This window comes from Hymenobacter chitinivorans DSM 11115, from assembly GCF_002797555.1.
Classification (GTDB): Bacteria; Bacteroidota; Bacteroidia; order Cytophagales; family Hymenobacteraceae; genus Hymenobacter; species Hymenobacter chitinivorans.
In genome coordinates this window covers 2,553,449-2,577,161 of record NZ_PGFA01000001.1, presented here as the reverse complement: position 1 = coordinate 2,577,161, position 23,713 = coordinate 2,553,449, and the positions used below count along the sequence as shown (strand labels likewise).

Below are 23,713 nucleotides of genomic sequence, written 5' to 3'. Positions count from 1 at the left end.
CCATGAAAGCAGGGCTGGTGCGGATAAGTTCCGGGCGGGGCTACTCGGCTCCGTCGGTGCGGGTGCGGGTCGTAGCGCGCTTCTTGGTGTCGGTAATCATGGGCACGGCCGGCGACTCCGACTTGCCCACCGCGTTGGTCGACGTCACCTTCACGTAGTACACCGTGCCGGGTTGCAGGTCGGTCAGGGCAATGTTGTGCTTGGTGGTTTGGGTGGCGTTGGCTACCACCGTGCCCAGGGCCGAAGTTTTGCCGTATTCCACGCGGGTGTCGCCGGGGTTCTGGGTCGTGAAGCTCACCGTGAAGCCGGTGCGGCTCATTTCCGTGGGCACGGGCTCCCCGGTAATATTGGGCAGGCCGCCGCCGAGCACGAAGTCGGTGTAGAGGCGGGGCAGCACCTGGTAGCCGCCGGTACCGGAGGGCGCAAACTGGCTTACTACGCCCACTAGGTCGAAGTCGCCGGTGGGAACGGGTTTGCCCACCAGGCCGGCGTCGCCGTTGGAGGCGCTGTTGATGCGGATCTGGGCGCCTTTTTGCCCGTTGATGAGGTAGTTGCTGTTGGCGTTCATAGCCGCCAGCGGGGAGCCGTTTAGGGTCGTAATGGTGTTCACGCCCTTGAGCTTCACCAGGCGACCTTCGTAGGCTTCGGCAAAGACTTTGGTCAGGTCCGCGGCGGGCACTTCGGCCACAATCAGGCGGCGGTTTTTGGCCAGTACTTTCACCGAGCTAATCGGGTCCATTTCCAGCAGGCCATTGTAATTTTTCAAGGTGCCGCGCAGCTCTACACTGTCGCCCAGCACCAGGGAGGAGAAACCGGGAGCGTTGAGGGAGTACGCCGCCAGGCCGGCGTCTTTGTCTTGCACGTAGCGTAGGCCGCCGAGCTCGGGGCCATTGCTCACGGTGCCCCGAATCGTGACGGTAGCACCCGGACCGGCCGCGCGGGCCGCCAGCAGGGTTACGGGAGCTTGGGCGCACACGCAGGTGGCGCTACCGAGCAGCAGCGTGAGGAGACTAACAGTTTTCATCAAGCTAAAAAGCAATAAGTGGTTGGGAGGAAACCAGAACGAACAGTGTCGGAAATACAAATATGCTTATTTCCAGCCTAATTGTATTGTCGACTTGGCATAAAAGCGGGGTATTTCTTGCCAGCATTCGCTATAAAGCGCAAATACCGCCCGGCTTTACAGAATGTTAACTTCGGGGTGCAGCTCGATGCCAAATTTCTCCCGCACCGAGGCAATGATTTCGTGGGCCAGGTCCCGGATGGCGCTGCCCTGGGCCCCGCCGTGGTTGACGAGCACCAGGGCCTGCCGGTCGTGCACGCCGTGGGCCCCGAAGCGGCGCCCTTTCCAGCCGCACTGCTCGATAAGCCAGGCCGCGGGCACTTTCACGCCGCCGGGCACGGGGTAGCCGGGCAGGTCGGCGTACTGGCTTTTGAGCTCGTCGTACTTGGCCTGGGATATTTCCGGGTTCTTGAAAAAGCTGCCCGCGTTGCCAATCTGGGCCGGGTCGGGCAGCTTGCTGCGCCGGATCTGAATCACGGCCTCGCTCACGTCGTGGGGCGTGGGGTCGGCTTCGATGCCCATGTCGGCCAGCGTGGTGCTGATGGCCCCGTAGCTGACGTTGAGCTGGTGCCGGCGCCGCAGCTGCAGGACCACGCCCGTCACGATATACTGATTGCGCAGGGGCCCCTTGAACACACTTTCGCGGTAGCCGAAGCCGCACTGCTCGTGGGTGAAAGTGCGCAGCTGCCCGGTGCTGATTTCGACGGCTTCGAGGTGGTCGAAGGTGTCTTTGAGCTCGGCGCCGTAGGCCCCGATGTTCTGCAGGGGAGCCGCGCCCACCGTGCCCGGAATCAACGACAGGTTTTCGATACCGCTCAGGTTCTGGCTCAGGGCGTACTGCACCAGCCCGTGCCACGACTCGCCGGCCCCGGCCCGCACCAGGGCCGTATCCTGAGCTTCGTCCTGGGCAATGATGGCGAGGCCGGTTATTTCATTTTTGAGCACCACGCCGTCGAAATCCTGGGTGAAGAGCAGGTTGGAGCCGCCCCCGAGCACCAGCTTTTCACTTTGCTGCACCTCGGGCAGAGCCAGCAGGGCGCGCAGCTCGTCCACACTCTGGAAGCGGGCAAACAGGCGGGCCCGGGCGTCGATGCCGAAGGTGTTATAAGGAAGCAGGGAAACGTGGTGTTCTAAAACGGGAGCCGAAGCCATGGTAAAGCGGGAAAGGTAAGATTTCGGCAAAGGTAGATGTTTGCCCGTTCTGGGCGCAGCAAATGGCTTAATGCAGAAGCCGGCCCCGGGCCGTAAAAGCAAAAAAGCCCGGCGGCGGACCGTCGGGCTTTACCAGAAAAAGTCGGGCGGCCTACCGCACCCGGTAGCCGCGCAGGCTGTAGAACAGCAGGTAGGCGTAGCACAGCGCCGGCAGCACGAAGGCCACCCGCAGCCCACCGCCGTTGGTGGCTATCCAGCCCATGAGGGGCGGAATAATAGCCCCACCCACGATGGCCATAATCAGGTAGGACGAGCCCTGCTTGGTGAAGCGGCCCAGGCCGGTAATGGCCAGCGGAAACACCACGGGCCAGATAATGGAGTTGCACAGCCCGCAGAGCACCACCAGCCACAGGGCCGTTTCGCCGCGGCTCAGCAGGGAGGCTAGCACGAACAAGGTACCGGCCGCGCACACGCCCACCAGCAGTTTGCGGGCGTTGAAGCGGGTGAGCAGCGGAATGCCGATAATGCGGCCCACCATCAGGCCAAACCAGTACGAGGACACGAGCACTGCGCCCACGGCCTTGGTAAAGCCCGTATTGGTGTCGATGGGCTCGGGGGAGTGGCCAAAGAGGGCGGCGGCCCAGCCCGTGGCCACGCTCAGGCCCCGCACCAGCTGCTGGGTGAAGCCGCTGAGCTGGCTGATGCCCTGGCTTTCGCCGTAGCGAATGAGGAAGGAGCCGATGCCAACTTCCACGCCCACGTACATAAAAATGGCGCCGATACCCAGTACTAGGTGGCTGTAGTCGAGGGCGGAGCGGCGGCCGGTGGTGCCGGCTTCGGCCGCCAGGGCCGCTTCCTGCTCGGCCGGGATGCTTTCAATTTCGGGCAGGCGCACCAGGAAAAACAGGGTAGCCAGCACCGCCAGAAATACCGCCAGACCCAGGTACAGGGGCTTGACCAGGGTGGCCTCCTGGGTGAGGCGCTGCTCCAGGGGCAGGGCCGCCAGCTGGGCCTTGAGCACGGCCGAGCCGCCGAACAAAATCAGGCCGCCAATCAGGGGGGAAATGGTGCCACCCAGCCCGTTGGCCACGCCCACGATGCTGACCCGGCTAGCGGCCGTGCGGGCCGGCCCCAGCACGCTCACGTAGGGGTTGGCGGCCACCTGCAGCAGCGTAACGCCGGCGCCCAACAAGCTCAGGGCCAGCAAAAACAGGCCGAACGTGCGGGAGTTGGCGGCCGGCACAAATAGCAGCGCCCCGGCGGCCATGACCAGCAAGCCTAGCACGATACCCCGCTTAAAGCCGATTTTCTCCAGCACAATGCCGGCCGGCAACGACATCAGGAAGTAGGCCCCAAAGAAGGCAAACTGCACGGCCGTCGACTGGAAGTCGGTGAGCTGGCACACGTCCTTGAGGTAGGGCATGAGCACGTCGTTGAAGTTGGTGACGGCCCCGAAGAGGAAAAACAGGGTGGTCATCAGCAGCATAGGCCCGGCATAGGAGCGGGCGGGCGTGGTGCTGGCAGAAACGGGGGAGGAAGAAACGGGAGCGGCCATGCAGGCGGGATAGGGAGATAGTTGGGCCTTAAAGATAAGAATTCACGCGAAGCGCCTCGTCCGTACCTCCTCCCGAGCTTCTGAGCCTACTGCAATGCCGCAGAATCAGGGCCAACTCCTGGGCAAGGGTGGCGTTGCCCACGGCTGCGTGCCGGTAATGCGGCGGCGTATTCTTCACGGCATGCTAATCAGGGCGGGCGGCTACAAAACGGTAATTCGCCGGTCATGTAGCCGTAATGGCGGCGCGTTACTTTTGCGGCGGAAATCCGGGTGGGCGAAGGTGAGCGGCCGGTCGGATTTCGGTTCTGAGCTTCCCCCGGGGCTGCAACGCCGGGGGATTTTGGTTTTCCGGGGCTAAGGGACTAGAAGGGCTGGGGAAGGAGCGGTACGTGGTAGGCAGCCATAACCCACCCGCCAGCCCGGGGTAGAGGCCGGCCGGGCAAAAACTCCGACCTTTGCCGCTCTCCATTTTCCTTAGCCTCCCGCCTTATGTCCGAAAACCGCCGCGACGCCACTTTTTATATGACGGCCACCACCCAATTTGGCCTGGAAGAAATCCTGGCCCAGGAGCTGCGGGACCTGGGCGCCAAAATCGAGAAAGTGGGGCAGCGGGCCATTGAATTTACCGGCACCAAGCAGCTGCTCTACGAGGCCAACCTCTGGTGCCGCACCGCCGTGCGCATCCTCAAGCCCTTTGCCGGCTTCTACGCCCGCGACGAAAAAGCCCTCTACCGCGAAGTAAGCCGCATCGAGTGGCCGGAGTTTATTCGCCCCGACCAGACCTTCGCCATTACGGCCGTGGTCAACAAGTCCTCGTTTGAGCACTCCTTATATGTGGCCCAGCTTACCAAGGATGCCATTGTGGACCAGTTTCGCAACCGCACCGGCTCGAGGCCCAGCGTGGACGTCAAGAACCCCGACATCCGGCTGCACCTGCACATGATTGAAAACGACGTGGTGCTCAGCCTCGACGCCAGCGGCGACTCGCTGCACCGCCGCGGCTACCGCCAAAATACCAACGTGGCCCCGCTCAACGAGGCCCTGGCCGCCGGTATCATTTTGCTCACCGGCTGGGACGGCAAAAAGCCCTTCATCGACCCCATGTGCGGCTCGGGTACCCTGCTCACCGAGGCCGCCCTCATTGCCCAGCGCATTGCTCCCGGCTTGTATCACCAGGGCAAGTTCAGCTTCCAGAACTGGGCCGACTTCGACCAGCAACTCTGGGACTCGGTGGTGATGGACGCCCGCAGCGCCCGCATTGAGGAGCCCCAGGCCTACATTGCCGGCTCCGATTTGTCGCGCGAGTACATCGAGCTGGCCCGCGAAAACGTGGCCGCCGCTGATTTGGAAGACTACATCCGCCTCGGGGTGCGCGACGTGAAAGACGCCCAGGCCCCGAAAAACGAGCCAGCCGGTATCGTGGTGTCCAACCCGCCCTACGGGGAGCGAATCGGGGAGGAGGCCCAGATGGAAGCCCTGTACAAAACCATCGGTGACACGCTCAAAACCGGTTTTCAGGGCTACGACGCGTATTTGTTTACCGGCAACCTGGAAGCGGCCAAGCGGGTGGGGCTGAAGGCCTCCCGCCGCATTCCCTTGTTCAACGGCCCCATCGACTGCCGTTTGCTCAAGTACGAGCTTTACCAGGGCACGCGCAAGGTTTCGAAGCCGGAGTAGGGGGCTGCTTGTAACCTTGCCGGCGGTCATGCTTCCTCTGTCTTCCTGAACGCCGTGCAGGACCTTCCTTCAGGTTCTGATAAACGTTCTTCACTGCCCTAAGCCCTTTACCACGCCAGTGGTAAGGGGCTTCTTTGCGTGGGCCTAAGCTTCGGTGGAAGTAGGGGAGGGTGGTCCTGCACGGCGCTCAGGAGGACAGGGTGCATAACCAATCTGCCGCGGGCCGGTATAGGATAGCACACCTGTTTTATCATTTTCAGAACCTAGAGTACAATGAGTGCAGTAACCACTATTGGTTGGATTGGGCTAGGCAATATGGGCACGCCCATGTCGCGCCGCCTGCTGAGTGCGGGCTACCCGGTTGCCGTCTATAACCGCAGCCCGGAAAAAGCTGTTGCCCTGCGCGAGGCCGGGGCTACCGTGGCCGCTTCCCCGGCCGCTTTACTGACCGCAGCGGAAGTCGTCTTTTTGATGGTTTCCGACGACCAGGCGGTGCGGGAGCTATTTACCGGGCCCGAAGGGCTGCTACAGGGGGCAGGCCCCAAGAAGCTGCTCATCAACATGAGTACCGTCTCGCCGGGGGTGAGCCGGGAGCTGGCCGCCCTGAGTCAGGCCCAGGGTCATACCTACCTCGACGCCCCGGTGTCGGGCAGCGTCAGGCAGGCCGAGTCGGGCCAGCTGGTGATTATGGTGGGCGGGGAAGAAGCCGGCTTTGCGCGGGCCCAGCCCCTGTTCGAGCACCTGGGCAAGCTGGCGCAGCACCTGGGCCCCACCGGCCACGGCAACCTGGCCAAGCTGGCCATGAACACGCTGCTCGGCTTTCAGGCCCAGGGCTTGGCCGAAGCCCTGCTCTTTGCCCGCCAGCACCAGCTGCAAGCCGACGATTTGCTGACCCTGATTGCCAACAGCGCCCTGGGCAGCACCTTTATCAAGCTCAAAGGCGAAGCCGTGCTGGCCGATAACTACCAGGCGGCCTTTGCCCTGAAGCTGCTGGCCAAGGATTTGCGCCTGGCCCAGGCCGAAGGCTTAGCCACGCCCCTGGCCGAAACAGTGGTCCAGACCTTTCAGCAGGCGGAACCCGCCCTGGGCGAGGAGGATGTAATAGCCGTCCTTAAGCACCTGGAGCGGGCGTAAGCTGGTAGGGAATAGATATATTTCACGCAGGGTTTCGCAGTGGTAGGCGCAGGGCCTCGGGGTGGTCGTCCACTGCGAAACTCTGCAAAAACCACCGCGAGGCCCTGCGTGAAATGCTACTCCCCAACCCCACCTCTCCCGCATGAAACGACTTCTCCTGCTGGCCCTGCTGCTCGTCCCGCTGCTGGCGCCGGCCCAGTCCATCACCCGCGTCAACCCGACCAACTGGTGGACGGGCATGAAAAACGGCTCGGTGCAGCTGCTCATCTACGGTCCCCAGGCCGGCACGCTCACCTACTCCATTACCTATCCGGGGGTGAAGCTGCTGAAGGCTAGCACGGTAGAAAACCCCAACTACGCTTTTCTGGACCTGACTATCAGCGCCGCGGCCCAGCCCGGCACGGTGCGCATTATCGGCAAAAAAGGCGCCCAGACCGTGACGCAGAAGTGGGAGTTGCTGGCCCGCGACAACCGCCCCAAAGGCCAGGGCGTAACCCAGGCCGACCTGATTTACCTGGCCATGCCCGACCGGTTTGCCAACGGTGACCCCGGCAACGACAAGTTTGCCGACATGGCCGACCCGAACATGGACCGCGCCAACCCTTTCTTCCGCCACGGCGGCGACTTGCAGGGCGCCGCTCAGCGCATTGGCTACCTCAAGGAGTTGGGCGTGACGGCCGTCTGGTTTACGCCCGTCATCGAAAACAACCAGGGCCTGACCAACGAGGGCAATACCATGCGCGCGGCCTACCACGGCTACGGCTTCACCGACCACTACGCCGTGGACCGCCGCCTGGGCGGCAACGCGGCCTACAAAAGCTACGTGCAACAGGCCCACGCCGCCGGCCTCAAAGTGGTGCAGGACGCGGTATACAACCACGTGGGCAACAACCACTGGTTTATCCAGGACCTGCCCATGAAAAGCTGGGTGCACCAGTGGCCCACCTACACCAATACCAGCTACCGACAGCAGCCCATTACCGACCCCCACGCCGCCCAGATTGACCGCGCCGTGACGCTCAACGGCTGGTTTGTGCCCTTCCTGCCCGACCTCAACCAGCAGAATCCCTACGTGGCCAACTTCCTGATTCAGCACGCCATCTGGTCGGTGGAAACCTTCGGTGTGGATGCCTGGCGCATCGATACCTACATGTACAACGACCAGCCCTTCATGAACCGCTGCAACGCGGCCCTGCTGGCCGAATACCCCCGGATTCACATCTTCGGCGAGTCGTCGGTGACCAATGTGGTGGACCAGGCCTATTACGTGCGCAACAAGATTGACTTTCCCTTCAAGTCCAACCAGCCCGGTGGCCTCGATTTCGTGCTGGAAAACGCCATGCTGGCCGGCCTCAAGGAAGTGGGCACGCCCGCCGCCACCGGCTGGGACAATGCCGCCCAGCGCGTGTACCAGGCCCTGGCCCAGGACGCCGTGTACCAGGACCCGACCAAGCTGGTGACCTTCATCGACAACCACGACCACAACCGCTTTCTGTCGGAAGTGGGTGAGGATTTCGACCGGTATAAGCTGGGCCTGACCTGGCTGCTCACCACCCGCGGCATTCCGAGCATGTACTACGGCACCGAAATCCTGATGAAAAACTTTAAGGACCCCACCGACGCCGAGGTGCGCAAGGATTTTCCCGGCGGCTGGCCCGGCGACAAAGAAGACAAATTCACCGCCGCTGGCCGCTCAGCCAAGGAAAACGAGGCCTTCCAGTTTGTGAAGACCCTGGCCGCCTACCGCAAAACCCACCCGGCCCTGCACTCGGGCAAGCTGATGCAGTACCTGCCCGAAAATGGCCTCTACGTGTACTTCCGTTACGACGCCTCGGGCGCCGTGATGGTAGCCTCCAATACCACCGACAAGCCGGCCACGCTGCCCACGGCCCGGTTTTCGGAGCGGCTCAGCGGCTTCAGCAAGGCTCGCAACGTGCTCAGCGGCGAAACTCTGACCAGCCTGACGACCCTGCAGCTGCCGGCCAAAACCGCCCTGGTACTGGAACTTAGCAAGTAGCCCGGGCCGGACTGAGCTTCCGGCCGGCGCGCGAGCCAAACGGCCCGGCACCTACTACTACTGGAGTAGGTACCGGGCCGTTTTTGGTTGCTGGCAACCAGGTTTTGGGAAATTGATAACCCGCTACTCCACCCGCAGCGGCCGGGCAGTGCGCAGCGCCCCCTGCTGCACCCGCACGTAATACAGCCCGGTCGGTAGCCCGCTCAGCGACATTTCTGCGGTTCCGGGGGCGGCTGGTGTCAGGTGTTGGGTCCGCACGACGCGGCCGGTGGCGTCGAGCAGGGTGGCGGTAGCACGGGTGGCGCCGGCCGGCAGCTGCAGCGTCACGCGGTGGTGGGCCGGGTTGGGGTACATGCCCCAGCCCGGCTCCGGACCCGGGCCGCGCGTGGCCGTCACCACGGCCGGGTCGAGCAGCGTGGCCAGGAAAGCCGTGGTAGTACCCGTAAACCCGGAAAGCTGCTGGTTGCCAAAGCGGGCGGGCAGCGTGGCCCCGCCCACCACGTACACCTTGGCTCCCGACACGGCCAGTCCCGTGGGCATATCGTGCTGCGGGCTGCCGGCTTGCTGGGCCCAGGTGAAAGTATTGCTTGGGCCCAAGTCCTCAATTTTGGCCACCAGAATATCGAAAAAGCCCGCCTGGTAATTGGTTAAAACACTGGTGGTTCCAAAGCCAACCAGGGGGCTGTTGAACTGCCCGGCCACGTAGACGTTGTTGCCGTTTACAGCCAGGGCGGTGGCCCGCTCGAAGCCCGTGCCGCCGGCCCGCTGCGCCCAGCTGAACACCGGCGCCGTGGCGCTGATGTCGTTGAGCTTGGCCACGAATAAGTCCGCATTGCCGTTGTTGGCCAGGATAATACCGGTGAAATTGGCCGCAAAGCTGGCGAAGCTACCGGCTACGTACACCCCGGTGCCCCGGGCCACTACCAGACTGGTGACCAAATCGTCGTTGGCCCCGCCGGCCCGCTGCACCCAGGCAAAGCTGCTCGTGCTGCCCGCATCAGTCAGGCGGGCCACGTAGATATCCTGGTTGCCGGCGCTGAATACCTGACTAGGGCCGAAACTGCCGGTGCCGCTGAAGCTGCCGGCCACGTACACGTTGGCCCCGCTCAGGGCCAGGCCCGTGGCCGTATCAATGCCCATGCCGCCCGCGCTCTGGGTCCAGACAAACGAGCCGCTGCTGCCCGCAGTGGTAAGCTTGGTGATGAAGATATCGGGGTTGGTGCTGCCGTTGGTGGTCAGAAGCTGGTTGCCGAAGCGCGCGGAACCCCCAAACGACCCGGCCGCAAACACCTCAGTAGCCGTGGCGGCCACCGCCCCCAGCTCGTCGTTGCTGGCGCCCCCGGCCTGCTGGGCCCAGCTCAGGCCGGGAGTAGAACCCGCGTCAACATAGCGGGCCACGAAAATGTCGGTCGTCGCCTCCGGACCAGCATTGGTAAGCGTGGTGGCGCCAAAACCGGCCGTGGCCCCCGCAAAGGTTCCGCCAACGCACACGCTGCTGCCTTTCACGGCCACGGCCGTGGCTACGTCGTTGCCCGGCCCGCCCGCGCGCTCCGCCCACACGAAGCCCGAGGAATTCCACTTGGCCACGAAAATGTCCTGGCCGCCTACGCTCGTGAGCGTCAGATTGCCCAGGGTAAGCGTACCGGAAAAGGCCCCCACCAGATAGACGTTGCCGGTTTCGTCGGTAGTCGTAGCGCGCACGTCGGTGAAGGCGCTGGGTAGGTTGGTTACGGCTTGCCACACCCCCTGGGCGTAGCCGCGGGACCCCGCCAGGACCAGTGCCAATGCCAGAAGCCACCGCCGGCAGCTCGAAAAACGGAAGAGGAGAAATGGAGTCATACGTAAAGCACAAATGTGAAACCACCCGGCGCCGCCCCGGCACAGGGCTCTTTTGCTCGGCTGCGGGCTGTTACGCGGCCGTAAACGACCGTGTTGCGCACACAAAGCTAACGTAGGGCCCTGGGGGAGTGAAATTAATTAGAACTATGTTGTTAATGTATTGAATATTTTGAATTTATAAAATGGACTGCGCTACTGGTCCTCACCTGTAGCTTGGTCGAGGTAAACTCGTCGGGAGCTGCGGTATATCCGGTTGGTGGCGGGTAGTGGAATAGGACGGAGCCACGGCCAACGGCCACCCGCTTACTTTGGACAGTCAACCTTTGAACAGTCAATACCTTTTCCCCCGTGTAGACGCTATGCTGCTTTACTTTATCTGCCTCGTTGGGGGTGTTGCCACGCTCTTGCTGGCCGGACTGGTACTGGTATTTTCCCTGGGCCAGCGCTCCGTGGTATACGAGCTGAGCCTCACGGTGCTCGACGCGGCCGGCCAGCCTTTGCCGCCGCAGCCGCTGCTGCTCTGGGACCGTAGCAGCGGGCAGCACGAGTTTCACCTCGACGCGCACGGGCAGTTTGCCCGCGAGTTGTCGGAGTCGTTTGGCAGTAGCGCCCTGGGGCCGCGGCGGCCCGAGTCGTTTGGGGTGCGGCTGGCTTTCCCCGAAATTTCGCCCCTGTATTATTGGTTTCCCATCCGCGGCAGCGGGCCGGTTACTTCCTACGAGGTTTACAACGACTATTACAGCGCCGGCACCAGCCAGTGGGTCGGCGACTTCAACGCCCAAGGTTTCGTCCGCCGCCAGACCAAGCCCACGGCCAACGGCGTGGTGGCCACGGCCGTACCGCCCCGGGGCGGGCAGGTGCCGCGCTGGCACGCTACGGCTACGCTGCGGCGGGCGGGCCAAAAGCCCGACGGGCGCCGCCAGTATACGCTGGTGCTCACCTTGCAGCAAAGCGGAGTGGAAGTAGTAGAAGCCCACTGATTACCGAAGGCCGTTTGCCAAACCAGCCGTTCCGTAGACTCTACAATGAGCCGAGATACTTACCTCACCGCCAGTGCGCCGGGTCGGTGTATAGTTCTGGTGCTGAATACCAAAACGGCCGGCCCCGGAATGCCCGGAGCCGGCCGTAAAGCCTGAAAAAACGAATACCTATTGCATTAGGGGGCTTTCAACGCGGCAAGTGGGTGGGCAAGGCGCCGATAAATCGTAGATCAGGCCATCCGTCATGTCGTTGCCCTTCTCGTTTACGCCCACCAGCACGTAGCACTCACTCTTGTCTTCCTTGATGCCGTTGTAGAGGCGAATGCCCAGGCAGCCGGGCTGTTCCATCAGGTTGTTGTAGACGTAGGCGCTATAGTAGCCCGCCCACTGGCCATTGGGGTAGGTTTGCTGGTAGCGGTGGGTCATTTTGGCGGCCAGGTCCAGGGGAATAATGCTGCCGGCTGACTCTGGGAAGGGCTCTAGGTGTTCAGCCGGCCCCGAAATCAGCGGGCTGGCGTAGGGGCCCGGAGGCGATGGAGTCCCTATGTCAGCCACCTCCCCGTTGGCGGTCATATCCCCCGCCTCATCAACGCCGACCAGTACGAAGGCATTTTTGTCGTCGGCGTTGATGGCGTTATAAATGCGCAGGCCCTGGCAGCCCTTCTGGGCGAGGAGCTGCTTGTAAATCTTGTTTTCAAACAAGACGGCCCAGGTTTTCTGGGAATTCTCCTTCTGAAAGCGGTGCGTCCACTCCACCGCCTGGGCGACGGAAATTATTTCGCCGGCCTTCTCGGTTGCGTTGCTGGCCCCGGCAACCGTCAGGTCCGCCACGGACGATTGTTTTTCGGCGCAGCTAGTTACGCCCAGGGCCAGCAGCCCGGCGGTAGCCAGTTGAATAAAACGGTTTTTCATGTGTGGTTTGTTGGAAGTAGTGTAATAGGGAGAGCAAGCTACAGGATATATTTATATAAAAATCGAATAATATAATGCCCGGCTTTCACTAGTAGAAAGCCGGGCTCTGATAGCAGGGGAAAGATTCGACGACTCTTAGTACGCCTCGCAGGCCTCCACGCAGGCCCGGCAGGCGGCGGCGCACTGCTGGCAATGGTCGTGCTGGTGCTGGCCGCACTCCTCGCCGCACTTGCGGCAGATTTCGATGCACTCCCGGAGTACGTGGCGGGCGTGGTCGGAGCCGCGGGCAATGAAGGCGGCGGTGAGCCGGCAGATGTCGGCGCAGTCCCGGTCGAGGCGGATGCAGGGTACCATCATCTGCACGTCTTCTTCCTGCAAACAGGCTGTAGCGCATAGTTCGCAGGCGGCAATGCAGCGGCTTAGCGCGTCGAGCACGGCCTGGTTGTGTTGGTTGGCGGCAGGGGTGGGGGCGGAGGCGTGAGCATGGTCCATAAGGCAGGCGTTGGGTGAAAGAATGGTCTGCTACGCTCTACGGCGGGCTACGGCGTTGGGTGGTACAGGATTCTGCGGAACCCGTGCACTATTTCCCCACGGTCGTGGTTTATTTACGTCTGTCAAGTCCTGGTTTAGCCGTATTTTTACCGCATGTTATTTGCCCCCGAACCCCTCGCGCCCACGCTGGCTTCCGCCCGCAAGGTCCTGAAGCAGTATTATGGTTATGATACGTTCCGGCCCATGCAGGAGAGTATCATTTCCCACATCATGAGCGGCAAGGATACCGTGGTGCTCATGCCCACCGGTGGGGGCAAATCGGTGTGCTTCCAGGTGCCGGCCGTGGTGCAGGAAGGCGTCTGCGTGGTCGTCTCGCCCCTCATTGCCCTGATGAAGGACCAGGTGGAGGCCCTGAAGGCCAACGGTATTCCGGCCGAGTACATCAACAGCAGCGTGGGCCAGAGCGAGCAAACCAGCATTGCCAGTGACTGCCTCAACGGCTACCTCAAGCTGCTCTACGTGAGCCCCGAAAAGCTCGTTTCGCCGGGCTTTATCCAGTTTTTGCAGCGCCTGCGCATCAGCATGTTCGCCATCGACGAGGCCCACTGCATCTCGTCGTGGGGTCACGACTTCCGGCCCGAGTACACCCAGCTGCGGGTGCTGCGCGAGCAGTTTCCGCAGGTGCCCATCATTGCCCTCACCGCCACCGCCGACCGCCTCACCCAGCGCGACATCCAGCAGCAGCTGCGCATGCACGAGCCCCAGGTGTTTTTGTCGAGCTTCGACAGGCCCAACCTCAACCTCATCGTGCGTCCCGGCCAGAACCGGGTGGGCAGCATCGTGGACTTTGTTACGGCCCGGCCCTCGGAGGCGGGCATCGTGTACTGCCTCTCACGCAAGCAGTGCGAAACCCTGGCCCAGAAGCTCAAGGAAAAAGGCGTGCGCGCCGGCCACTACCACGCCGGCATGACCCCCAACCAGCGCGGGGCGGTTCAGGAAGCCTTTCTGCGCGACGATCTGCAAGTCATCGTGGCCACCATTGCCTTCGGCATGGGCATCGACAAGAGCAACGTGCGCTGGGTGATTCACTACAACCTGCCCAAGAACATCGAGGGCTACTACCAGGAAATCGGGCGGGCCGGACGCGACGGAGCCCCGGCCACGGCGGTGCTCTTCTATAGCTACGCCGACGTGATGAGCCTGCGCGACATGCTCACCAAGGACGCCGACCCGCGCCTCTCCCAGCTCAGCCTCACCAAGCTGGAGCGCATGCAGCAGTTTGCCGAAGCGGCCAGCTGCCGCCGCAAGATCCTGCTCAACTACTTCGGCGAAACCCTGCCCCAGGACTGCGGCAACTGCGATATCTGCCGCAACCCGCCCACTACCTTCGACGGCACCGAGCTGGCCCAAAAAGCCTTGTCGGCGGTGGTCCGCATGCGCGAGCGGGCCCCCATCGGCCTGCTTATCGACGTGCTGCGGGGCATGCGCAACCAGGCCATCATCCAGGGCGGCTACGAGCAAATCAAAACCTACGGCGCCGGCCGCGACCTGCCGTACCTAGACTGGTACAGCTACATCCACCAGATGCTCAACGACGGCCTGCTCTACATTGCCTACGAGGAAGGCTACGCGCTGAAAATCACGGAGTTGGGTAAGCAGGTGCTGCAGGGCCAGCGCCAGCTGCCGATGAAGAAATTCCAGCCCGCCGAGAAAGCCGAAAAGCAGCCCCGGGGCAAGAAAGCCGCCGGCACCGCCAGCGTGCCTACCGATGCCACGACCCAGCTGTTCGAGCGGCTGCGGCAGCTGCGCAAGCGCATTGCCGACGAGCAGAACGTGCCCCCGTACGTCATCTTCACCGATACCACGCTCCAGGAAATGGCAGCCGAGCGGCCCGTGTCGCGCACGGCCATGCTGGCCATCGGCGGGGTGGGCATGAAGAAGTTCGAGAACTACGGCGAGGTCTTTATCAAAGCCATTCTGGAGCACGGCGGCGCCCCCAACCCCTCGGATGCCGCCGAGTCCGATGAAGACGAGGACCTGCCCAGCGCCGCTTCCAAGCCCCGCCGCCCCCGCGAAGCCGGCGACACCCACGAAAATACTCTGCAGCTGCACCGCGCCGGCCTGAGCGTGGAGGCCATTGCCGAGCGCCGCTCCCTGAGCCCGAGCACCATCCGGGCCCACATCGAGACGCTCTACGCCAAGGGCCAGCCCATCCGCCTCGAAGAATTCCTGACCATGGACGAATTCGCCCAGATCCAGACCGCCATCGGCCAGCTCGGCGGCGACCCGCCCCTGCGCGACCTGTTCGACCACCTGCGCGAGCAGTACGACTACTTCAAGCTCCGCCTGGCCGTGATGTACCAAAAGCGCCTGCGGAGTAAGTAGTGAGATGGTGAATTAGCGAGTTTGACGTTCGACTTACACCAATAGCGCGACTAGCGCGGTTATTCCTGTCATTGCGAGGACGAAGGACGAAGCAATCCGTCTTCTGCGCAGGTAGTCCCGCTCTTTCGCCACAAAGCCCTTCATTCCAGCCGGAGTAAAGGGCTTTTTACTTTAAAAGACGCAGCACATTTCAGCGGGTGGATGGCCGCGCTTCGCTCGCAATGACACGAGAAGATTAGTCCAGTGCAAGTCACCTGAAAGGTCGTATTTTGCGGGGTGAGCGGTCTGGGAAAAATACTTTTCAGGCAGTATCATAAGAATATAACCACCGCGTTATATTACCCTAGCGCTTCGCCCGCCTGCCCATGCTTTCCTCCCTGTCTTTTCCGCGCCTGCTGCAGTGGCTGGCGGGCGCGGCCGTCGCCGCCTTTACCGTGCTTATGGCCACCAAAGTGTGGCCCTACCTGTCGTTTGAGCCGGGCATCAATTTCCTGACCACCAAGTCGGAGGCAACGAACCTGAACGGGCTGTTTCGGCTGGGCTTCTACGTGCACATCACCAGCAGCCTGTGGGTGCTAGTCGCCGGACTGGCCCAGTTTTTTCCGCGTCTATTTCGCGGGCGGGCCGCGTTGCACCGCAACTTCGGTAAGCTCTACGTGGCTTCCATTCTGGCCCTGGCCGCGCCCTCGGGCCTGATTCTGGCCGGCTTTGCCAACGGTGGCCTGGTGGCTAAAGTGGGTTTCAGCCTGCAGTGCGTGGTGTGGTGGCTAGCTACCTGGCTGGCCTACCGCCTGGCCCGGCAGCGCCGCTGGGAGCAACACACCGAGTGGATGATGCGCAGCTTCGCCGTGACGCTGGCGGCCATGAGTCTGCGCTCGGAAAGCTACCTGCTCTACTACGTCTTTGGCACCAAGCCCATCGAAACCTACCTCACCGTGACCTGGCTTTCCTGGACCGGCAACCTAGTGCTGGCCGAGGTGCTGATTCAGCTGGGCGCGGCCCGGCGCCTGCTCCGCGCCTTTCACGCCCCTGCCGCTACCAGCCAATGAGCCGCCGCCGGAAAATCCTGTTGGGGCTTGTGCTGACGCTGAGCCTGGCGGCCCTGGCCGTGGTGGGCTGGTCGTGGCGCCGGCAGGTAGTGCGGCAGCGGGCCGCAGCCAGCTACGACTCCATGCTGCTGCCCTCGCGCAGCCAGCAGCTCCTGCTCCTGGCTGATACCCTGGACCGCGAGGAGCAATGGGCCTTGTTCCGGCTTCGTAATTTTGCCGGGCTCTGGCTGCTGGGCGGGGAGTTTCCCGTCCAAAACGGCTTTGTGGGTCCGCACCACCAGCGGCTGGAAGTCGTGTTTCAACGGGTGCGCCAGGATGCCCGCCGCCCCGACCTGTTCGTGGTGCAGGGTCAAATGCGCCTCAAGGGCCAGATTACGCCCCTGCAAGGCCAGATCGAGCTGGGGCAGGTCCGGCAGTACGGCTCCCGGGAGTACCACAATCCCAACCAGCGGGTGTACACGGCCGTCGGAAACTTCACCTTCTGGACGGGCCAGCCCCGGCGCCGGGTACTACAGGGCGTCACAGCCATCGACTTCGAAACGTCGCCCAATCAGCCGGAGTGGAGCCTGTATTCCAATCAGGAATCCATTCACGATTCCCGCGGCTTCGCTTTCGAAGGCTACTATTACGACAACCAGCAGCGCCAGAAAGTACTCTGGGCCGCCGACTTTATGCGCCTGGCTAGCCACGTGCTCGATGATTTCAACGTGGGCGGCCGGGCGGTAGACATCAACCCCAAGTACGCCCGCTACGGCTGGGACGAATATTACCGCAACGACGAGTGGTGGACGGCCGCCCAGCCCTGAGTTCTTGCCACCACCTTTAGTGCTCTCACCTATGCACCTGTTCGTTTCCCTGCTGCTGACGCTACTTTTCGGCCTGGCCAGCCCGCCGCCCACACCGCCGGCCCGCACAGCGGCTGCTCCGGCGCCGGCCCATGCGGCTACGCTGTTTCGCCGGTTCAACCTGGCGTCGCTCTGGCTGGTATCGGCCCGGCCGGCTGAGGCCCAAACTATGCTGGGCTGCATGGGCCCGCAGTACCGGCCCTTCAACCTGGTGTTTGAGAAAGTGCGGCGCGACGCGAAAAACCCGGCCCTGTATCACGTGCAGGGCAAAAGCCGGGAGCGGGAACGGATCCTGCCCTTTAGCGGCACCATCACGCTGACCTCCCTGAAAAAGGTGAACATCCCGACCTATACCGGCAAGGAGCAGTTTAAGTCGTTGGGGCATTATCAGGCCAATGGGCACTTTCGGTTCGTGGAAAACGCGGCCGAGGAGGGCGCCGGCACCTTTACCGGCCAGCTTGCAATAAGCTTTTCCCGCACGGCAAACGGCCTGGCTTACAGGCCCAAGCAGTCGTATTGGTGGGACGAAGGTAGTGCCGGCGAGGGCAGCAAATTTACCAGTATCTGGACCAGCCCGGCCCACCCCGCGGCTATTAAGCTGGTATGGGCCAGCAACTTCATGGAAATTGCCGGCAGCGTCATGGAGCGTTTCAATATCGGTGAGCGGGGCCCCAACATCAACCGCAAGTATCGGCAGGTGGGCTGGAGTAGCTTCTGGGAAAATGAGGAGTGGTGGGCCCAAGATGAGGAGCCGGCCTTATAGCCTCGAGAGAGTATATTGGCATTCTAAGCCTAAGTAGTTTATCACCCTTTTTTCGCCCAGCCCGCATGAAAAAGCCGCTGATCCTTTCCTCGCTGGTCCTGCTCAGCGCCGCTTGCCAGCAGACGACGACGGCCACCCGCCCAGTAACTACCGCTCCCGTGGCGGCGGCAGCCCCCGCGGCGGTGGCCCCCCGGCAGCCCGCCGCGCCCACGCCCACCCTGCCCCTGAATGCAGAGGCCCAGGCCTTTTTGGCGAAGTACGACGTGGGTAAGCTGCTGCTGCGCGACGACGGGCCGTTTAACGGTTTTCTCGGCTCCGACCATTACCGGGTAGAAGTCATGTTCACCGAAGTTGTCAAAGATGAGCACGCCCCCAATGTGTACCGGGTGCGGGGCAAAAGCCGGTTCAAGAAAGTTGTAACGCCGCTGTCGGGCTCGTTCACCATTACCGAGCTGCGCGACCAGCCCAAGGCCACCGAAGAGGAGCAGCAGAGCGTGCGGGTATTCTACAGCAATGAGGAGAATGCCTATTCCGTGCTGGGTACGTTTGAACTGCGGGAAGATTCCTCGGCCCATGGGGCCGGAGTGTTTGCCGGCCGGGCTGTTATCGACTTCAGCGTGGGCCAGAGCGGTTTGTTAGCCGTTCATGATCAAAGCCCCCGAAGCCCCGCCCAGGACGCCGGGATTCTGCTCAAGGGGCAGTGGACGAGCTACGCGACTCACAAGTCGCAGCCAGTGGCGTTGGCTTACTACATCTGGGCGTACGGCGAGTCGGTGCTGAAGAATTTCAACGTGGGGGAGCGGGGGCCGGAAATAAACCCGAAATACGCCAAGTTGGGCTGGAATGAGTTCTGGGACCAGGAGGAATGGTGGGCCGAGCCCGGTACCGTGACAATCCACGCGACCCGGACTATACTTCTAAACCCGCCCGACCTAACGAAGGAATAATGCGGCGGAACTTTTTTTCTTAAAAATTAAAGCTAATTGAATTAGTAAAGCTGCGGGTTTGTTGCTAATTTCACGAGCCGATAACCCTTTGATGTCGAAGCCTTTCCCGGCTCCCTACCCGCGATGATAAATACCAACCTGAAATTCTGGCGGCGCGAACTGGCCCTGACTCAGGCTCAGATGGCCGAAAAACTAGGTATCAAACGCTCACTAGTAGGCGCTTACGAGGAGGGCCGCGCCGAGCCCAAGCTCAGCACCCTGGTGAACATGGCCCGCCTGTTTGGCATCAGCCTCGATGCCCTGGTGACGACCGACTTCACCAAGAAGAGCGCCCAAAAGGCCGCCCTGCGCCAACTCGAACCCGCTACTTCTTCGCCCGAGCCGCCCACGCCCCGCCCCGCCAACGGCCTGCGTATCCTGGCCCTGACCGTTGATAAAGAGCAGAACGAGAACATTGAGCTGGTGCCCCTGAAGGCCAGCGCCGGCTACCTCAACGGCTACGCAGACCCCGAATTCATTGAGGAGCTGCCCAAGTTCCGCCTGCCCATGCTCAGCACCGGCGGCACCTACCGGGCCTTCGAAATTGCCGGCGACTCGATGCTGCCCATTGCCTCGGGCACGGTCATCGTGGGCAAATACGTGGAAGACTGGCTGACCATCAAGGACGGCACGCCCTGCATCGTGGTCAGCAGCAAGGAAGGTATTGTCTTCAAGCGTATCTTCAACAAGCTCAAGGACGGCGCCACGCTTTCCCTGCACTCCGACAACCCGGTGTACTCGCCCTACGAAATCGGGGTGGAGGACGTGGTGGAAATCTGGGAGGCCCGCTCCTACATCAGCAGCACCTTCCCCATTGCCGATTTGTCGCTCTCGCGCCTGGCCAGCATCGTGCTGGACTTGCAGCAGCAGATGAGCACCCTGAAAAAAGCGTAGTCTGGCACCGGCCGCTCCGCGGCTGCTTTATCGTGAGGCCCACTCGTCCGTTGACGGGTGGGCCTTGCTGTTTGCAGATGGTGTCTAACTTAGCCCGGCCTTGGTGCGTATGCCTTAGGCAATTTGCCACCACACCAACACCCGAACCTGCCATGCTGAAGTATATCCCCGCCACCGACCGTCACCACGCCTCGCCCGTGAGCTGGCTGAGCAGCTACTTCCTGTTCTCCTTCGCCGACTACTACGACCCCAACAACATGCATTTCGGGCCGCTGCGGGTGTTCAACGACGACAGCATTGCGCCCAACTCGGGCTTTCCGCAGCACCCGCACTCGGAAATGGAAATCGTGACCATCGTGCTGGATGGGGAAGTGACGCACGAGGATACGATGGGCAACAAAACCACCATTCCCAAGGGCGAAGTGCAGCGCATGACGGCCGGCACCGGCCTGGCCCACTCCGAGTTTAACCGCACCGACAAGCCCCTGCACATCTACCAGCTCTGGTTTTTGCCCAACCAGAAGGGCCTGGCGCCCAGCTACGAGCAAAAGGACCTCGACCTGCTCGACACCAAGAACGAGCTGACCCCGATTGTATCGGGCCAGAAGGTGCTGGAAGACGTGGTGTATATGAACTCTAACAGCACCATTTACTGGTCGAACCTGAAGGAGGGCAAGGAAATCGAGTTCAAGACCTTCCCGATTCGCAACACGTTTATCTACGTCAAGGACGGCACGATTTACGTGAACGGCACCGAGCTGGGCCCCAACGACCAGGCCCGGATGACCGACGAGCACGTGGTGCAGATTCGGGCCTCGAAAGACGCGCAGTTTATCCTCATTGACCTGCCCGCGGCCGAAGCCAACTACTAACACTACCAGCGCTTTTACCCGAAACAGCCGGCCGCAAGGCCGGCTGTTTTGCTTTTCGCCAGGGCGTAGCTTGAAGCTTGTTACCAAGAAATACCGGGGAGATGATTCCGTATTTACAGCGGGAAAATGCGTATTCCGGGGCCTAGTTGCCGACCGTAAAACCTCTTATCCAGCTCCCATTACGAGGATGCGGCGCTGCTGGAAGGAGGCTCTATGGTTGCCATAAACAACATTGCCAAGTGGCTGACGGTCGGCTTGATGGCGGCGCACGCGCTGGCCTGCAATTTTCATAAGCAGCCCGCGGCCACAGCCGCCAAGGGCGGCGGACTGCCTGGCAATGAGCCGGGCAACGAGCCGGGCCCGAAGGAAAAGAAAGTGCAGATTCCCTATTACCCGCTGCAGTCAGCTCAGGACCTGGACTGGCTGTTAGCCCAGGTGGGGGATGCCCGGGTGGTACTGCTGGGCGAAGCTTCGCACGGCACGCGCGAGTACTACCTCTGGCGGGCGGCCCTGAGTAAGCGCCTGATTCAGGAAAAGGGCTTCAACTTCATGGCCGTGGAAGGGGAGTGGGCCGATTCGTACCGCGTCAACAACTTTGTCAAAGGGCCGCGGCAGGACAGCACGGCGGCCGTGCAACTGCTGCGCCACTACAACCGCTGGCCCACCTGGATGTGGGGCAACCACGAAGTAGCCTCGCTGGTAAAGTGGCTGAATACCCACAACCAGCAAGCGGCGAGCGGCCAGAAAGTCGGCTTCTTCGGGCTGGACGTGTACTGCGTCTGGGAGTCGTTGGCCGACATCGTGCCCCACCTTGAAGGCCGGGACGCCGGCGCGGCCCAAGCCGCCCGCCGGGCTCAGCAGTGCTTTAAGCCCTACAGCGCCGATGCCCAACAGTACGCCTTGGCCGTAGCGCGGGCCGACAAAACCTGCTGGACGGAAACCAACCGCCTCTGGAAGGCCGTGGAAAAGCTCACCGGCGGGGCCGTGCCCCGGGACGAAAACCTGTTTGTAACCCAGCAGCACGCCCTGGTGGCCGCCAACGGTGAGAAATACTACCGGGCCATGACCACCAGCAACGCCGAGTCGTGGAATATCCGGGACCGGCACATGATGGAAACCCTGCGCCGCCTGCTCGAGCTGCACGGGCCCCGGAGCAAGGCCATTGTGTGGGAGCACAACACCCACGTGGGCGACGCGCGCTACACCGACATGGCCAGCAGCGCCGAGGTGAACGTGGGGCAGCTGGCCCGGCAGCAGTTGGGCCGGGAAAACGTGTTTATCGTGGGCTTCGGCTCCTACCAGGGCTCGGTCATTGCCGCCGATGCCTGGGGCGCCCCCATCAAGCAGATGCCGGTGCCCGAGGCCAAAGCCGGGAGCTGGGAGGATATGCTGCACGCGCTGGGCCCCACCAACAAGCTAGTCCTCTCCAAAGACTTGCAAGCCGACCCGTTCTTCAAGCGCCGCATCGGCCAGCGCGCCATTGGGGTGGTGTATAACCCGCGGGCCGACCGGTTTGAGAACTACGTGCCCTCCGTCATTCCGCAGCGCTACGACGCCTTTATCTACCTCGACCAAACCACGGCCCTGCACCCGCTCGAAACCCCGGTCAAAGCCAACGAGCCCCCGGATTTGTATCCGTCGGGGACGTAGGAGCAGCCGGCAAGAATTAAGAATTATAGACTGTTATTTTCGGCTTCGCCCACCGTCTCTATTCAACAGCCATATGGTCAATCCATTGAATTCAGGTGGCCACTTTGGATTATAATTCATACTTGCTCCTAACGAAACAGTATCAGTAATTACTAAAGTTGTGTCGTGCTTAAACCGGCCGAATGTGCTTGAAACCCTGTGCTGGCCCGAGCAGAGCCTTATCTTCTTATAAAAGGTTTCGTCGCCACTTAGGGTAGTTTTCAGCTTCTTATTAAGGTAAACTGAATCATCAATTGATAAAGTGGCCAAGGATAAAGTGTCTGTCTGGCTTCTATTATCCACGTACAGGTATACATCTTGCTGATTAGTAGTACAATAAGATCTTTTATGTGGCTTGCTGGCGTAATCACAGCCACTAGCAAAAATGCCAGTTAGCATAGCTATTACCATTTGTGCTCGCCTCATAAAAGGTGTACTAGTCATCTTTAGCACTCTATAGTCAGCCAATGTAAAATAAGAAGGCGGAGCCGCTCGGGTTCTGCCTTCTGTTTATTCAATCCAGCTTTTAAAATAGTTAACTTTTACTTCGCCACGCCTTCCGTCGCCGGCTTAAACACGTACCGGAAACCCCGTAGCGCCGACGGATGGTAGATGGTGCCGTGCGTTTCGGTCGGCATAGGCTCGTAGTGCCAGCTGAGCGCGGGGGTGGGCGTATCCTGCATAATCTTGGCTAAACGCGCCGAAGCGGCGGCAATAACGGGCTCGTCGCTCGACGTCATATACAGCGTTTTCACCGGACCCTTATAGGCCTTGATGGTCGCGGCGGCCTGCTTTACCAGCTGCTCGTTGTTCCACCACAGGCTGGGGTCGAAGGCCAGGTAGTGGTCGAACAGGTCGGGTTCCAGCAGCAGGGTTTCGACCACGAACAGCCCGGCCAGGGACTCGCCCACGATGGCCGTTTCCTTGGTGGTGCGGTAGCGCTGCTGCACCTGGGGCATCAGCTCCTGGCGGATAAACTTGCGGAAGGCGGCCGACTCACCCACCTTGGGCGCAATCTTCTTGTCCTTCTCGTTGGTGGTCGGGCCGGTCAGGTCGCGGCGGCGCTGGGTGTTTTCGATGCCCACCACGATGAAAGGCCGCATCGTGTTGTTGCCCACCGACACCTGCACCAGGCCCGCCACGTGCAGGAAATCTTCGGCCATACCACCATCGGGCATGTAGAGCACCGGCAGCCGCAGGGTCGGGGTTTCGGCGTAGCCGGCGGGCAGGTACACGTTGATGCGCCGCGTCTCACCCATGATTTTGGAGTCGATGGTGAAGGTCTGGCCGATGACCAGGGGCTCGGCTTTGGTTTGGGCGGAGGCTCGGAAGCTGAAGGCTAGCAGCAAGAGTAGGAATCCGCAAAAGATATATTTGATGTTCATGCGTATGGCTGTTAGAGTTCTGCT

At 61.7% G+C, this 23,713-nt stretch carries 19 protein-coding genes; 12 read left to right on the top strand and 7 right to left on the bottom strand.

Annotated elements, in window-relative coordinates; genetic code table 11:
- Positions 1-40: 40 nt before the first annotated feature.
- The 3 genes from CLV45_RS10890 to CLV45_RS10880 all read right to left on the bottom strand — a co-directional run bounded on the left by CLV45_RS10890 (position 41) and on the right by CLV45_RS10880 (position 3,770).
- Positions 41-1,024 carry a fibronectin type III domain-containing protein gene (locus CLV45_RS10890; RefSeq protein WP_100336380.1) on the bottom strand — a complete coding sequence of 328 codons (984 nt, stop codon included), beginning with the start codon at positions 1,022-1,024 and terminating at the stop codon, positions 41-43.
- Between the two features lie 156 nt (positions 1,025-1,180).
- Positions 1,181-2,215: a UDP-N-acetylmuramate dehydrogenase gene (murB, locus tag CLV45_RS10885; RefSeq protein WP_100336379.1), complete on the bottom strand. Its 1,035-nt coding sequence runs from the start codon at positions 2,213-2,215 to the stop codon at positions 1,181-1,183.
- 151 nt (positions 2,216-2,366) lie between these two features.
- Positions 2,367-3,770, bottom strand: coding sequence for a sugar MFS transporter (locus CLV45_RS10880; protein WP_100336378.1), 1,404 nt, complete (start codon positions 3,768-3,770; stop codon positions 2,367-2,369).
- Positions 3,771-4,259: 489 nt separating this feature from the next.
- Here CLV45_RS10880 and CLV45_RS10875 point away from each other — a divergent pair, with 489 nt between their 5' ends.
- The 3 genes from CLV45_RS10875 (at position 4,260) to CLV45_RS10865 (ending at position 8,598) form a co-directional block, all read left to right on the top strand.
- Positions 4,260-5,447, top strand: coding sequence for a THUMP domain-containing class I SAM-dependent RNA methyltransferase (locus CLV45_RS10875; RefSeq protein WP_100336377.1), 1,188 nt, complete (start codon positions 4,260-4,262; stop codon positions 5,445-5,447).
- A gap of 273 nt (positions 5,448-5,720) precedes the next feature.
- Positions 5,721-6,581: an NAD(P)-dependent oxidoreductase gene (locus CLV45_RS10870; protein ID WP_100336376.1), complete on the top strand. Its 861-nt coding sequence runs from the start codon at positions 5,721-5,723 to the stop codon at positions 6,579-6,581.
- Between the two features lie 142 nt (positions 6,582-6,723).
- Complete coding sequence (locus CLV45_RS10865; protein ID WP_100336375.1) at positions 6,724-8,598, top strand: glycoside hydrolase family 13 protein; 1,875 nt, start codon at positions 6,724-6,726, stop codon at positions 8,596-8,598.
- A gap of 123 nt (positions 8,599-8,721) precedes the next feature.
- Here the strand turns inward: CLV45_RS10865 and CLV45_RS10860 are convergent, their stop codons facing one another.
- On the bottom strand, positions 8,722-10,437 hold the full coding sequence (locus CLV45_RS10860) for a T9SS type A sorting domain-containing protein (RefSeq protein ID WP_100336374.1): 1,716 nt from the start codon (positions 10,435-10,437) through the stop codon (positions 8,722-8,724).
- A gap of 359 nt (positions 10,438-10,796) precedes the next feature.
- On the opposite strand from CLV45_RS10860, the gene CLV45_RS10855 reads away from it, so the two are divergent.
- The gene (locus tag CLV45_RS10855) at positions 10,797-11,417 is read left to right on the top strand and encodes a hypothetical protein (protein WP_100336373.1); all 621 of its coding nucleotides are present in this window, start codon (positions 10,797-10,799) and stop codon (positions 11,415-11,417) included.
- 168 nt (positions 11,418-11,585) lie between these two features.
- Here the strand turns inward: CLV45_RS10855 and CLV45_RS10850 are convergent, their stop codons facing one another.
- Positions 11,586-12,329 carry a hypothetical protein gene (locus tag CLV45_RS10850; RefSeq protein ID WP_100336372.1) on the bottom strand — a complete coding sequence of 248 codons (744 nt, stop codon included), beginning with the start codon at positions 12,327-12,329 and terminating at the stop codon, positions 11,586-11,588.
- Between the two features lie 135 nt (positions 12,330-12,464).
- Complete coding sequence (locus tag CLV45_RS10845; protein WP_100336371.1) at positions 12,465-12,821, bottom strand: four-helix bundle copper-binding protein; 357 nt, start codon at positions 12,819-12,821, stop codon at positions 12,465-12,467.
- 153 nt (positions 12,822-12,974) lie between these two features.
- Here CLV45_RS10845 and recQ point away from each other — a divergent pair, with 153 nt between their 5' ends.
- The 8 genes from recQ (at position 12,975) to CLV45_RS10805 (ending at position 22,265) form a co-directional block, all read left to right on the top strand.
- Positions 12,975-15,206 carry a DNA helicase RecQ gene (gene recQ, locus CLV45_RS10840; RefSeq protein ID WP_100336370.1) on the top strand — a complete coding sequence of 744 codons (2,232 nt, stop codon included), beginning with the start codon at positions 12,975-12,977 and terminating at the stop codon, positions 15,204-15,206.
- A 365-nt stretch (positions 15,207-15,571) separates the two neighbouring features.
- Positions 15,572-16,255 carry a DUF2306 domain-containing protein gene (locus CLV45_RS10835; RefSeq protein WP_100336369.1) on the top strand — a complete coding sequence of 228 codons (684 nt, stop codon included), beginning with the start codon at positions 15,572-15,574 and terminating at the stop codon, positions 16,253-16,255.
- Complete coding sequence (locus tag CLV45_RS10830) at positions 16,252-17,061, top strand: hypothetical protein (RefSeq protein WP_100336368.1); 810 nt, start codon at positions 16,252-16,254, stop codon at positions 17,059-17,061. The genes CLV45_RS10835 and CLV45_RS10830 overlap by 4 nt, the downstream gene beginning before the upstream one ends.
- Before the next feature lie 31 nt (positions 17,062-17,092).
- Positions 17,093-17,863: a hypothetical protein gene (locus CLV45_RS10825; protein WP_100336367.1), complete on the top strand. Its 771-nt coding sequence runs from the start codon at positions 17,093-17,095 to the stop codon at positions 17,861-17,863.
- 65 nt (positions 17,864-17,928) lie between these two features.
- Positions 17,929-18,810 carry a hypothetical protein gene (locus tag CLV45_RS10820; protein ID WP_100336366.1) on the top strand — a complete coding sequence of 294 codons (882 nt, stop codon included), beginning with the start codon at positions 17,929-17,931 and terminating at the stop codon, positions 18,808-18,810.
- Positions 18,811-18,933: 123 nt separating this feature from the next.
- A complete protein-coding gene (locus tag CLV45_RS10815; protein WP_100336365.1) occupies positions 18,934-19,743 on the top strand; it encodes a LexA family transcriptional regulator in 810 nt (269 codons plus the stop codon).
- Positions 19,744-19,895: 152 nt separating this feature from the next.
- The gene (locus CLV45_RS10810; protein WP_100336364.1) at positions 19,896-20,615 is read left to right on the top strand and encodes a pirin family protein; all 720 of its coding nucleotides are present in this window, start codon (positions 19,896-19,898) and stop codon (positions 20,613-20,615) included.
- Positions 20,616-20,828: 213 nt separating this feature from the next.
- Positions 20,829-22,265, top strand: a complete 1,437-nt coding sequence (locus tag CLV45_RS10805; RefSeq protein ID WP_245882830.1) for an erythromycin esterase family protein — start codon at positions 20,829-20,831, stop codon at positions 22,263-22,265.
- A 581-nt stretch (positions 22,266-22,846) separates the two neighbouring features.
- On the opposite strand, the gene CLV45_RS10800 is transcribed toward CLV45_RS10805, so the two are convergent.
- Positions 22,847-23,689 (bottom strand): alpha/beta hydrolase, encoded by an 843-nt coding sequence (locus CLV45_RS10800; RefSeq protein WP_100336363.1) that lies wholly within the window; start codon positions 23,687-23,689, stop codon positions 22,847-22,849.
- Between the last annotated feature and the right edge of the window lie 24 nt (positions 23,690-23,713).